Origin of the sequence: Aliagarivorans marinus DSM 23064 (assembly GCF_000429485.1) — a bacterium.
Classification (GTDB): domain Bacteria; phylum Pseudomonadota; class Gammaproteobacteria; order Enterobacterales; family Celerinatantimonadaceae; genus Aliagarivorans; species Aliagarivorans marinus.
On the sequence record NZ_AUBY01000019.1, the window covers coordinates 108,293 to 121,402 of the forward strand.

12 protein-coding genes and 1 pseudogene are annotated in these 13,110 nt (G+C 52.7%); 1 reads left to right on the top strand and 12 read right to left on the bottom strand.

Annotated elements, in window-relative coordinates:
* Positions 1-89 precede the first annotated feature (89 nt).
* From queE to fusA, 11 genes are all read right to left on the bottom strand, one after another.
* A complete protein-coding gene (gene queE, locus G461_RS0109305) occupies positions 90-734 on the bottom strand; it encodes a 7-carboxy-7-deazaguanine synthase (RefSeq protein WP_026971640.1) in 645 nt (214 codons plus the stop codon).
* Positions 734-1,399 (bottom strand): 7-cyano-7-deazaguanine synthase QueC, encoded by a 666-nt coding sequence (gene queC / locus G461_RS0109310; protein ID WP_026971641.1) that lies wholly within the window; start codon positions 1,397-1,399, stop codon positions 734-736. Before queC ends, queE begins: the two co-directional genes overlap by 1 nt.
* Positions 1,400-1,619: 220 nt before the next feature.
* Entirely contained in the window at positions 1,620-2,450 is an 831-nt protein-coding gene (locus G461_RS0109315; protein ID WP_026971642.1) for a hypothetical protein, read from the bottom strand.
* A gap of 174 nt (positions 2,451-2,624) precedes the next feature.
* Positions 2,625-3,044, bottom strand: coding sequence for a DoxX family protein (locus tag G461_RS0109320; protein ID WP_026971643.1), 420 nt, complete (start codon positions 3,042-3,044; stop codon positions 2,625-2,627).
* Positions 3,045-3,249: 205 nt separating this feature from the next.
* Positions 3,250-3,723, bottom strand: a complete 474-nt coding sequence (locus G461_RS0109325; RefSeq protein ID WP_026957186.1) for a response regulator — start codon at positions 3,721-3,723, stop codon at positions 3,250-3,252.
* Positions 3,724-3,732: 9 nt separating this feature from the next.
* The gene (locus G461_RS0109330; protein ID WP_245587167.1) at positions 3,733-5,070 is read right to left on the bottom strand and encodes an ATP-binding protein; all 1,338 of its coding nucleotides are present in this window, start codon (positions 5,068-5,070) and stop codon (positions 3,733-3,735) included.
* An 8-nt stretch (positions 5,071-5,078) separates the two neighbouring features.
* Positions 5,079-6,494, bottom strand: coding sequence for an SLC13 family permease (locus G461_RS0109335; RefSeq protein ID WP_026971645.1), 1,416 nt, complete (start codon positions 6,492-6,494; stop codon positions 5,079-5,081).
* Positions 6,495-6,784: 290 nt separating this feature from the next.
* The gene (locus G461_RS0109340; protein ID WP_026971646.1) at positions 6,785-7,060 is read right to left on the bottom strand and encodes a hypothetical protein; all 276 of its coding nucleotides are present in this window, start codon (positions 7,058-7,060) and stop codon (positions 6,785-6,787) included.
* A 119-nt stretch (positions 7,061-7,179) separates the two neighbouring features.
* Entirely contained in the window at positions 7,180-7,893 is a 714-nt protein-coding gene (locus G461_RS0109345; RefSeq protein WP_026971647.1) for a beta-ketoacyl-ACP reductase, read from the bottom strand.
* Positions 7,890-9,476, bottom strand: a complete 1,587-nt coding sequence (locus tag G461_RS0109350) for an acyl CoA:acetate/3-ketoacid CoA transferase (RefSeq protein ID WP_026971648.1) — start codon at positions 9,474-9,476, stop codon at positions 7,890-7,892. Before G461_RS0109350 ends, G461_RS0109345 begins: the two co-directional genes overlap by 4 nt.
* A gap of 206 nt (positions 9,477-9,682) precedes the next feature.
* Entirely contained in the window at positions 9,683-11,719 is a 2,037-nt protein-coding gene (fusA, locus tag G461_RS0109355) for an elongation factor G (RefSeq protein ID WP_026971649.1), read from the bottom strand.
* 670 nt (positions 11,720-12,389) lie between these two features.
* On the opposite strand from fusA, the gene G461_RS0109360 reads away from it, so the two are divergent.
* A complete protein-coding gene (locus tag G461_RS0109360) occupies positions 12,390-12,767 on the top strand; it encodes a hypothetical protein (protein ID WP_026971650.1) in 378 nt (125 codons plus the stop codon).
* 45 nt (positions 12,768-12,812) lie between these two features.
* On the opposite strand, the pseudogene G461_RS0109365 reads toward G461_RS0109360, so the two are convergent.
* Positions 12,813-13,110 (bottom strand): annotated as a pseudogene (locus G461_RS0109365) (IS5/IS1182 family transposase); the annotation flags it as partial.

Below are 13,110 nucleotides of genomic sequence, written 5' to 3' on the forward strand. Positions count from 1 at the left end.
TTGAGTTGAGGTGAAGGTTGAAAAAGTATGGCAGCAGCTTTCAACCTTCGCGAAGCTACTACCATAGAATCTAAGATGTAACGTGCGCCCTACTCGATACCGACGATCTTGTGCATCTGCATGCTGAGACGCCACTGCGGATGAGTCAGGCAATACTGCAAGGTGGCTTGCAGGTTCTGATTGGCCACTCCGCCTAATACGGTTTCATCTTTGGCTTGCAGGTAGAAGTTATCGAAGTCCATATTTGCGAAATCTTGTGGGTCGTTCTCGGCTTGCGGGTAGATAAGCTTAAGTTCATGGCCGCTGCGCTGTTTAAGCTCGCAGCCCGCCTTGGGGCTCACGCATAGCCAATCGATACCGGCGGGCGCTTCTAAAGTGCCGTTGGTCTCGACTGCCACTTCAAAGCCACGTTCATGAAAGGCCGCGATTAGTGCGTCATCGAGCTGCATCAATGGCTCACCGCCGGTGCATACTACATAAGGCTTGCCAGGGTTCCCAGCTGGCCACAGTGCTGCCACGGCATCCGCCACCTCAGCGGCGTGGCGGAACTTGCCGCCATTATTGCCATCGGTGCCGACAAAGTCGGTATCGCAGAAGCTGCACTGGGCATTGGCCCGGCCACTCTCTTTGCCGTTCCACAGATTGCAGCCACTAAAGCGGCAGAACACGCTGGGGCGTCCGGCTTGTGCGCCCTCCCCTTGCAGGGAGTAGAACATCTCTTTGACCAGATACATTAGGCGCTCTCGTACTCAAGCGGATCGGTGAGACCAAGGGTGGCAAAGGCTTCCAGCCGCTCGTTACAGGAGCCGCACTTGCCGCAGGCTTTTTCGCGGCCGTTGTAGCAGGTCCAGGTTTTGCCATAGTCGAGGTTCATGGCCACACCGGCGCGCAGAATGGCGATCTTATCTTGATACAGGAAGGGGCTGTATACCTTAACCGGCTCGTAGTTGGCGATTTGGCTTACCGCGTTCATCGCTTCGACAAACTCCGGACGGCAGTCTGGGTAGATCTCGTGGTCGCCAGAGTGGGCGCCGTAGTAGACCGAGTCGGCGCCAATCGATACCGCATAGCCAATCGCCAGCGACAGCAATATCATATTGCGATTCGGCACCACGGTGGATTTCATATTCTCAGAGGCGTAATGGCCTTCAGCCACCTCGATATCGTCGCTGGTTAGCGAAGAGCCTTGCAGCAACTGGTTGATGGCACTGATATCGTTGATCAGATGCGGAATACCCAGCTCTTTGCACACCGCTTTGGCGTACTCTAGCTCTTTGGAATGGCGTTGCCCGTAGTTAAAACTCAAGGCATGCACGTCTTTGCCATCTTGTATCGCCTGATGCAATACAGTAAATGAGTCCATTCCACCGGAATAAACTACGACTGCTTTTTCTGCCATTCCACTCTCTCGCTCTCGTCAATTTCGGGCGGGTAATTTACACCAAGTTGCAGGCGACCCCAAGTGATATTGCTGTCGTCGCAGCTGTTGGCGCTGAAGCTAAGCGCTAAAAGTGTAGCCAAGCGAATACTCAGCGCTTAAGCCTGCAAAGGAACACGAGTACTTAAACAACTTTAGCTATTTGGTGAGATAGTAAAATCCGAACGCTGTTTGAGTAAGCTCAGTCTGAAGCGAGAGAAACACCGGGTTGAGCCACCAATATCTCAGCTATGGGGTCCCATTCAATATGTGAAAAGTTGTCCCCATCCTCATTACTATCATCAAGTCGAGCATGAAAGAATAGAGCAAACCAGTCTGTACTCTTAGCTTGTATGTAGTAGGTCATCGAAATGTCGAGATCTTCGCTTGGCCCAATATCACCTGTGCCATCGTATCCTATGAACTGTGGCGAGTATCGCTCTCTAGCTTCGCTAAGATATTTGTCGCGAAAGGAATCGAGGATATTGAACGTTCGCTCATGAGCCTTCCAACTAATAAACTGATCATGTGTTTGACCAAAGTCAGGTTGAAACACGTTAGGGGCTGAAATTTTCTCTAATGATCCCATTTTCGAAAGATCAACCCTGCCAGTATATGGCTGTAATAAGTTGTATGTGACCGAAATATTCCTCTTCGATCTGTTTACTAAGGTCATTCTGTAATCAATCAGGTAAATGTTTGATCCATCATCTACTTCTTTTACAAGATAAGCTCTAAGGCCCGCTTCCTGCTGGAGGTTTCTGCGTTTAGCTAACTCGATTTCGAGATCAGAGAGTTCGATTTCATTTTCAATTCGCTTCTTTTCCACTTCCATTTGAAGCAGTTGATCATTTAGCTGCTTGTTGACGAGGTCCTGATGCTCACGCTTGAAAGATGCATACTCATACAATGACCAGAGTCCAATTGCGAGTATACTAATGGTAGGAAGGATTTTTGCCGCAGTATCAAGCCAAGTCTCGCGTCCTTTTACTAACGAAACCACCTCATTAAATTGTCGCTCATCAAGCTTCATAGCTACGGCTCCAGAATAGCATCAGCATTATTAACATAATAGATAATAAAGACTATAGATTATGTAAGAGTGTTAGGTGCATCGACCAAGTCCCTAAGCAAAAAAAGCCCGGTAAAAACCGGGCTAAGCTGCTCACAGCAAACACAACATAGGAAATTTGAGATGATTAACTAGCTAAGCGCTCTGCTTACCAAACACCAAGGCATCCAGTGACCAACGGCCCGCGCCGGTAATCAGCAGTTGCAGGGAAGCCACCAAGATCAACAACTGGAACTCCATGCCCTTAAAGCCCTGCCCTAGGTGCACACTGACGATGGCCACCAGCATAATCACCGCGCAGTTGAGCGCCGCCAATCGGGTTGCCAGACCTGCAGCAATCAAGATCCCGCCAATCACCTCGCCATAGGCCGCCAAATAGGCGAGCAAGGTGGCGGGCTCAAGGCCAATCTTTTGGAAAAAGCCAATGGTGCCTTCAATGCCGGTGACTTTACCCCAGCCATGGAATACGAAGATGGCGCCCAGCATCAGGCGGATAAGCAGGTCAACCGACCAAGATGAGTTAGCCGCAAATAGGCGGCGGATGCTTGCATTCACGTGTTGTCCTCCTTTACACGAATGCAATCATAGTAAGTGGCGAACAGTTTGCGCTCAAGTTACCATATTGTAAATTAATGTAATCTTATCAATAAATTACATTAACAATATATGCAAGAGAGGTTTTGTTGATAGCGCCCAGAGCGGGCGCTATTGTCGGATACTGCGCGTCGTTTTAACGCAGCTTGATTTGGTAAAGCGGCCCTTAGTGTAGGCGAGACAATACCACAGCGTTGTCCAGTTGCTCGCTCCAAGGCTGGTAGTCCAGGCCCTGATCGAAGATATACTCAGTAATCAAAGTACGCGCGGTGGCGAGCAGTACATCGGCTTTCCATGGCTTCTCGAAGTAGCTTTCGATACGCGCGCGGTTGATTGCGGCAATGGTGTCCTGATGAGTCGCTTGACCCGTTAGCAGGATCTTCTTGGTCTTGGCGAAGCGGTTGTCGTCGGAGATCTCGGTGAGTAGCTCCACACCGGTTTTACCCGGCATTACGTGGTCTGAGATAACCAGAGCGATGTGCTGACCTTCGGCATCCAGCTCGTCCATCAGCTCCAGTGCCTCATCGGCTGACTCGCACTCTTCGATCTGAAACAGATCAGACAGCGCTGACAAGTCTTTAGATACCGCGCTTAAGACTTCCCGTTGATCATCCACGCAAATAATGTTGATTTTTTCCATAACCATACCTCAAGCGATTGGTAGTTTAATTCTGAATTTGGTCTTCTCGGCATCACTTTTCAGTGCAATCGAACCGCCGTAGCTATGCACGATGCGCTGCACAATCGACAGCCCGAGACCCAAACCAAAAGAGAGTCCACCTTTCTTGGTGGTGAAATTCGGTTGAAAGACCTTGCGGCGGGTCTGCTCATCAATGGCAGGCCCGTTGTTGGAGATAGAGACGACCAAGCGGTTTTTATAGTAGCTGGTGACAATCTCCAGCTGCGGCTCGGCCACGTGCTCCATCGCATCGCAGGCATTTTTAATAATGTTTACCCAAACCTGCACTAACTCGGTAGCGCTGGCATTGATCTTGGGCAAGACCGCTGGACGTAGCACCACATTCACCCGCCGCAGGTTGCTTTGCAGCAAGGCCAGCGACTTATGGATGGTGTCGTTGACATCCAGATCGGGCTGCTTGGCCTGATCGCCGCCGCCCAGTTGCTTAACCGAGCGAACAATCGATGCCGCATGCTTGGAGGCCAGGCGCATATCATGCAGATCGCGCCCCATCTCCCAAAAGTGTAGCGACTGCTCGATGTCGTTAAACCACTCGCGACTCACCTCGCCTTCCGGCACCGCCTTGGCCAGTTGCTTGGCGGTATCGCGATCTAGCTTGTAGCTCTCAAGCAGCTGCTTGGCACGCTTACGCACCTCAGACGAGGAGCTAGATTGGCCCACCGCAACGCCCAGCTCTAAAAAGCCATTGGCCTCTGGGTGACTTTCATCCACCAACTGACGCAGCGCCTCAGCGAGGGTCTCGGTCTTACTGCTCAGCACGCCCACCGCGTTATTCAGCTCGTGGGCGATACCGGCCGCCAGCTGACCCAAGGTGGTCATCTGCTCAGCAGCATGCAGTTTTTGCAGGGCGCGCTCTTTTTCCAGCGCCTGCAGCCCAGTGCGCATCTGGCGCTGAGCCAGCTCGTGCACCACCACCGGGGTGAACTGTTCGCTGAGCGAGCCATAAACATTAGGCTCGACCGCTTGAGTGGTTTTATTCACCCAAGCCAGCTCACTGTCGGAGTCAGCGATAATGGTGGTGGACGACTCCCAGGTCTTGGCGAAGTAACTGTGTACGCCGAAAAATGCGCCTTCGTGTACCTCGAAGACCTTGGCGGTCAGGTTGCTTTCAGGGTTATGCAAAAACCCTGAAAGCCGGCCTTTTTTCACCAGAAACAGGCAATCGTTGTATTCGCCTTGCTGCAGCACCGTTTCTCCCGCCTTAACCGTGCGGGTTCGCTCCGCAGTGCTAAAGTAGATTTCTTTAATTCGCTGCAGCTGTTGCTGGTGCATGATGTCGTTGTCCATAGAGCGTGTTAGATGAAGTTCACTAGGTTAAGGATCCACACCATAATAAAGCTCATCAGCACACCGACAACACCAATAATCACACCCACCTTGGCCATTTGGCTACTTTCCACGTTGCCAGTGGCATGGGCCAGCGCGTTTGGTGGCGTAGAGATTGGCAAAGACATACCCAGTGATGCAGCGAAGGTCACTACCAAAATCAGGGTAACGCCGCCACCGAATGGCACCAGGGAGCTCATCGACATACCTAGCGCTGCCATAATTGGCATCAGCAAGTTAGCGGTAGCCGTGTGCGACATAAAGTTAGCCATCAACAGACACAGCGCAGCCGCACCGCCCAGTACCACAAACGGCGAGAAGTTATCGAACGGAATGCTGTTCACCATGAGCTTAGCCAGACCGGTTTGATCCAGAGCCAGACCCAGTGCGATACCACCCGATACCAACCACAGTACTTCCCAAGAGATCTTCTTCAGGTCTTCTTTGTTGATGATGCCGGTGGCTGAGAACACCGCTACCGGAATCATCGCTACAACGTAGGAGTTCATACCGTGGCTTGAGCCCATCAACCACAGCAAGATGGTGGCCGCAAAGGTCACATACACGATGATCGCTTTTGGCGTTTTCAAGAACTTGCCTTTAATGCTCAGCTCAATCTTGTCTTGCTTGGCCGGGAACATGGCACACATCAGCACCCAGGCAAACACCAGCAGGATAGCCACAAACGGCACGCCGAAGGCCATCCACTCACCAAAGCCGATGGCGTTCTCCCCCACCAGGTATTTCAGCGCAATCGCGTTGGGCGGGGTGCCGATGGGGGTACCGATACCACCGATGTTGGCGGCAACCGGGATACTCAGAGCAAATGCCGTTTTACCCGGGTCATCCTTACCAAACAGCACGATAACCGGCGCCAGAATCGACAGCATCATCGCGGTGGTTGCGGTATTCGACATAAACATCGAGAAGATGGCGGTAATCAGCATCAGACCGAACATCACATACTTGGGGTTGCTGCCAAAAGGCTTGAGCAGTACCCGCGCCAAGTTGACGTCCAAACGATACTTGGTGGCGGCCATGGCTAGGAAGAATCCGCCCAAGAACAGCATGATGATCGGGCTGGCGAAGGTCGCCATAATCGAGCTAGAGGACAGCAGCTCACCAAACTCAGGGCTTCCTGCCCCACTTCGGAATAGCGCAATACCTTTGTCAGAGAGCAGTAACAGCTCTAGCACGATGATAACCACCGAGGTGGCATAGATTGGAATAGGCTCCAGTACCCAGCACAGAGCCGCTAGCAAAAACAGAGCAATAACCCGCTGCTGCAGGATGGTCAAACCTTCAACTGGAAACGCCGACGCTGGCAACAACAACACCACGAGCGGAATCACTATAGGAAGGAGGTATTTAAAATATTCGCGCATGTTAACTATATTCCCTTAAACCAAAATTCTGTCAGGCTTTGCCATATCAGCAGATTGCACTGAAAGGCTTGCTGTGTCTGGCTCAAGCCGGTGAGCCAAGAGAGGAGATTCTGGCTGTAATTATGCAACGATCACTGTAAGAAGATTACGGTTTAGATCAATAAAGTTGTGATATTAATCACTTTAAATTCGAGCTTTTACTTAGTTAAAGATGAGAATCGTTCAGGAGTGTTGATTTTTGCGGGTTTACGTTAGACAAAAAGGGCTGAATAGCCCCTTTAAATTACCGTTTATCCTAATCCACTGCGCAGCCCGTTGATAAACAACAGCAGCGCCACCACCATCAGCAAGACGGTGGTTGAGGCAAATTGATACACCAGATAGATCAGCCCCAACAGCGATGGAATGATTATTTTTGTCATTGGAAAGTCCTTGAACAGTACTGCTAGCCCAAGATGGAGAGGGTTCACGCGGTTTACCCAATCAATCCCGGTATTCCCTGCAAGGGCTTTACTGTAGGTAAAAAGCGCGGTTTGTTCATCCGTTTGACTGCGGATATGTGGCATAGATCGCGCCTTTTGAAAACGATTACAATAGTGTATTTAAGAGGTGAAACACCACTCTCAACACTTTTGTAACCTTTAACTCAAACAATCTACAGAACTTCAGAAAACTCAGCTTACGCCTACAACACCAAGCCACCGTCTATTTTTAGTACTTGCCCGGTGATGAATGAGGACTTATCCGAGGCGAGAAACAGCACCCCTTGAGCGATATCGTCGGTAGAGCCCATGCGTTTTAGCGGTGTGCAGACCTTGATCTGCTCACTGACCTTTTCCGGCAAGTTGGCAGTCATCTCGGTTTCGATAAACCCCGGCGCAACACAGTTGACCCGCACCTGCGCCCCCTTACGACTGAACTCTTTGGCCCAGCTGCGGCTCATCGCCACCAATCCCCCTTTGCTGGCGGCATAGTTGCTTTGGCCAATGTTGCCATCGAGACCGACAATGGAGGCGATGTTCACCACGCTGCCATAGCCCTGCTCCATCATCTGTGGTGCCACCGCTTGAGTGAGCAAGAAGGCACCTTTTAAGTTGACATCAATCACTACTTGCCAGTCTTCATCGCTCATGTTCTCCAGCAAGGCGTCGCGGGTGAGCCCGGCGTTATTGACCAGCACGTCGATGCGCTGAAAATGGGCGCGCACTTCAGCGATAGCTTCACTGACTCGGTCGCGGTCACTAACATCCACCGAAATGGATAGCACCTGCTCTACACTCCCCCAGCTGAGGGGCTCTATGTCCATCCCAACCACGTAGTAACCGTGGTCGATAAGGGTTTCTGCAATAGCGCGACCAATACCGCGTGACGCGCCGCTGACAATGGCAATTCGTTTCATAGCTGGTGTCCGTTCTTAGCAAGAGTAAGCGTGAAGTTGGGTGAAAAGATGTGTGCGTCCATCAGTTGCAGTTGCTCGCTGATGATTGGGCGAAAGGCCATATGCGCCAGTATGTCGCGCTCTAAGTCAACGCCCGGGGCAATCTCCTCCAGCACCAGCCCGCGCTGGTCGAGGCGGAACACCGCCCGCTCGGTGATATAGAGTACCGGTTGCTCTTCGCGTGCGGCCCGCTCGCCACTGAAGGTGACCTGTTCCACCTGAGAGATAAACTTCAGTTGCTTGCCTTCTTGGAGGATCTGGAGTTGGCCCTGCTCCGCCGCAACCCGCAGGCCTTTGGCGGTAAAGCTGCCACAGAAATAGAGCTGCTTGGCGTTCTGGCTGATATTGATAAAGCCGCCACAGCCTGCAATCTTGCTGCCAAAGCGACTAACGTTGATATCACCTTTGAAGCTGCACTGCGCTAAGCCGAGAAAGGCTTGGTCGATGCCGCCGCCGTCATAGAAATCAAACATCTGGTCTTGGGAGATGATCGCTTCAGGAAATACGCTGGCGCCAAAGTCTAGGCCCTTAGCCGGCGAACCACCAATCGCGCCGGGCTCTACCGTCAGGTTTAGCTGGTCAATCACGCCGCATTCGTTGGCCACTTCCGCAACATACTCAGGGGTACCGATCCCAAGGTTCAAGATGGCGCCCGCTTGCAGCTCCATCGCGGCGCGACGGGCGATAATGGTCTTGGCATCAAGCGCTTGAGAGTGAGCGTGGGAAGTCGCCGCATCAGAAGGCTGCTGGCGAGGGCCACGGCTGACAAAAGCGGGATTCATCGCCGTGGCAAAGGTCTGCATGTGCTCCTTTTGATCCTCGGCCACCACCACCGCATCGACCAAGATACCGGGGATTTTGACGCTATGAGGGTCAAGGGTGCCGGCTTCCACCACTTGTTTTACCTGCACAATCACCTTGCCGCCTTGGTTTTTCGCAGCCTGCGCGGCCACTAGGTTTTCGACAATCAGGCACTCGTCTTCCATGGTGATATTGCCGCGGGTATCGGCAGTGGTACCGCGGATCACCGCCACATCCACCGGCAAGCGACGATAGAACAGAAACTCTTCACCTTCGAGCATCTGCACGCTGACCCAGTCCCGCACGGTACGGCGGTTGATTTTCGCCCCTTCTAAGCGCGGGTCAACAAAGGTGTTCAGACCAACCTTGCTTAAGGTGCCGGGTTTGCCTGCAGCAGTATCTCGCAGCAGGTGGGAGATGATTCCCTGTGGCAGGTTGTAGCCTTCGATAAGCTCATCCACCGCCAGTTGAGCCAGCTTAGGCACCAAGCCCCAGTGCCCGCCAATCACCCGTGCCACCAGCCCTTGCTGGGCAAGGTGGTTAAGGGCGCGCTCTTTGCCATCGCCTTGGCCGGCGGCGAACACCAGTGTCAGGTCGCGCGGGTGACCGGCGCTGATAAAGCGCTCGGCGATGGCGCGCTCGATTGCCTCGGGCACTACCGCGCCAATAAAGCCACCAAACATTACTGCGTTGCCATCTTTAATCCAGTTAGCTGCCTGTCGAGGCGTGAGTTGCGCCACCATGATCGTCGTCCCTGTCGGTATCTAAGGGACTAGTCTAGGAGAGCGCTGGCAGATTAAAATTGCAGATTTGGTAAATCAGAATTGCGGGAATGAAACAATAGGCGGGCGGCGAGCTGTGGGCGACGAGCTACGGGCTACGGGCTACGGGCTACGGGCTACAAAAGAATCGCTTGGGCAGGCTAGCTGCCCAAGCTTGGTTTAAAGGCTTACGCTGATACCGGGTGATCGTGGGCTTTCACCAGCCCTTTTTGCACCTGCACCGGCACCGTTTCAAAGTGACTGAGCGACATGGAGAAGGAACCTTCCCCACGGGTCATCGACTTCATCCGTCGGGCATAATCTTGCAGCTCGCTAAGCGGCGCCTTGGCTTGAATCACCACCAAGCCGCTGGGCTGCGGCAGGCTATCGGTGACCATGCCACGGTGACCACTGAGATCGCCGGTGATATCACCGATAAACTCCGAGGGCACCTGGATCTGCATATCGACAATCGGCTCGAGGATAATCGGCCCGGCCTTATCAATGGCTTCCAAGAAGGCCTTGCGACCAGCGGTGACAAAGGCGATCTCCTTGGAATCCACGCTATGGTATTTTCCGTCGAACACCTCCACTTCGATATCCTGCAGCGGGAAGCCTGCGATGGCACCTTCATCGAGGATCTGGCGAATGCCCTTCTCTACCGCTGGGATAAAGCTGGTCGGGATAGCGCCGCCCACCACTCTATTAACAAAGCGGAAGCCTTCGCCACGAGCTAATGCCCGCACCCGCAGGTGCACCTCGCCAAACTGCCCGGCGCCACCGGTTTGCTTTTTGTGGCGATGCACCGCTTCCGCCGCACCAGTGATGGTTTCGCGGTAGTCGATGCTTGGCTCCGTGGTGTCGATCTCCAGCTTATACAGCTGCAGCGCCTTCTCTAACACAATCTTGAGGTGGAACTCGCCCACACCGGTGAGCAGGGTTTCGTTCTGGCGCACCCGGTGGCGTAAGCGCAGACTGGGGTCCTCGGCGCACAGCTTTTTAAGTACTTCCGAGAGCTTTTGCTCGTCGCCGCGCCGTGCCGGACTTACCGCCAGGCTAAACATCGGTGCAGGCATGTCCATGGTGGTGAGGTGCAGGCCATCTTCGTCGTGAGAGTCGTGCACCACACAGTCGAAGTCCAACTCATCCACCTTGGCAATGGCGCAGATATCGCCAGACACCGCCTTGCTGATCTCGCTGCGTTGCTTGCCTTGAATGCGATAGAGGTGGCCAACCTTAAAGGCCTTCTTCTCGCTACCGATAAACAACATGCTCTCGGCGTTGATTTCACCTTGGAAGACCCGGATAAAAGCCACTCGCCCCATATACGGATCAACACTTACCTTGAATACATGTCCCACCGCGTGGGCCCCTTCCTCTTGGCTCAGGCTGACCGCTTTCTCACCTTGATAGAACTGCGGCGGGTTACCTTCCAGTGGCGTGGGCATCAGCTCGCTGAGGATATGCAGCAGCTCATTGAGCCCTGCGCCAGTGCGCGCCGAGACAAAGCAGACGGGGATCAGGTGGTCTTCGCGCAGCACCGCTTCGAAAGCGTCGTGTAGCTGCTCGGGCTTAAGCGCCTGCCCTTGTTCGAGATAAAGCTCCATCAACTCTTCATCGACCTCTACCACCTGGTCGACGAGCTGATCGTGGGCTTCCTCTACCGAACTGAACAGCGTGTCGCTGTCATAGTCGGGCTTAAAGTAGCAATCGACCACCTGATGGCCACTGGGATCAGGCAGGTTGATTGGCAAACACTTGGCGCCAAAACTGGCTTGTAGCTGCTCCATCAGCGCAGGCAGCGCGCTGGCAGCATCTTCAGCATCAATCTTGTTGACCACAATAAGCCGACACTTTTGCTTATTCTTGGCGGTGTTAAATAGCTGTTCCGCTGTGTTACCGACCCCAGCGTGGGGTTCGGTCAGCAACGCGACACTTTCGATGGCAGGAAACACGCTAATACTGCGACCGAGCAAGTCGCCCAGCCCCGGCGTGTCGATGATATTGAGTTGGGTGTCGTGCCAGCTTAGGTTAACTGGGGTGGCTTCTACTGAGTGTTGATAGGCGATGGATTGGGGGTCGAAGTCGGTAACGGTGGTGCCTCGGGCCAGTTCGCCCTGCCTGGTGATGTCGCCGGTTTCAAACAGCAGACGCTCCACCAGACTGGTTTTGCCTGCACCAGACTGTCCGATAAATGCGATGTTGCGAATACGTTCCACAGACATACGCGGTCTCCTTCTGAGTTTTGGTAGAGTTTTGGGGGGAGAAAAAGGAATTAAACAGACAGGCTCGTGTACCAGCTAAGCTTGCGGATGCTATAGCGCGGTGGTGATGTGATGACGTTGATGGTATGACCCAACAAACAGCCTCCTGCGAATGTCGCGATTAGACCCAGTGTCGCGTTAACCCTGTTGACTAACGTTGATCCAAGTCAAGCACCGCCAAGGCTGCAAACCCACTTTGCAAAAGCGCCACCCAGCGCACATTTTGTCACTGCTTGATAACACTCTCCTAACCTAGCCTTGTATCTTAAATGAACGTGCGAATCCTGATGTACAGCGAAAAAGATACGCCTTCTCAGGTAACCACAGTCGCCCTCCCTCAACGCAATCAACAAGCGATAAAGCCGCACAGGCTCAGGTAACGCATTAAGCTGACTTACAAAAAATGGAGGGCTTACACCACTAAGAGAGGTAAGTATTTGTAAGTAAATGCTTACAGGTCAAAACCCAGCTCACACTCGACAAACTATTTTTTAGTGACAATTATGTTATTTCGGTCAGCGCCAATCTCGTTTGCTGCCTACCTATTACGAACGACTGCTAACGAAAGTGAATACACACATTTGAGCGACAATCAGGGAATGTAAGGCCACCAACTAGGGATACGTTGGAAATGCAACTGGACTATCTAACACTACTTTTTTGCGGCTCAATTGTAGCGGTGATCACTGCCACACTGATTTCCTGCATTGCGTGGTATGCAAAAACCCAGCGTTTCCTTAACGAACTAGCGCTAGCATTTATCGGATTGGCGCTTGCTCCACTGCTTATACGTCATCGCGAAATTTGGCCTGACTTCGCTTCAATCATTGTCGCAAATTTACTGATCTTGCTGTGGAGCGCGGGGATCTGGTTAGCTATTTGTCGGGTAACCGAGCAACGATTTCCCACTTGGTGGGTCGGCAGTACGTTGACGGCATTCATTGCGGCAATGAGTTACTACACGTATTGGGACTACAATACCCATTTTCGCGTGATGCGGCGTTGTTGATCAATTCAGTACAGGGAACACAGTATCCCTGCGCTGTTCAGCAGTTTATCCAGCTGCCTGACGAACAGGCATACCTAGCCTGCTCATTTTGTTCAACGCCGCCACGCCAGCCATAATTTCACCTACTTGAGCGTTGTAATCACGCAGGCTCAATTTGCCGCTTATGAGTTGCTTGTAGCGATACATTGCCGTCTCTGATAGCGACCGCTCATGATAGCCACAATCCTGTTTCCATGATGCTAACTGCCCGCTCTTAAGCGCATTTACGGCTTCGTTCCGCGGGTGCTCACCACGCCAATATCCAGCATTCTTCCTTGGTGGAATGCTGGCAGTAATGCCTTTC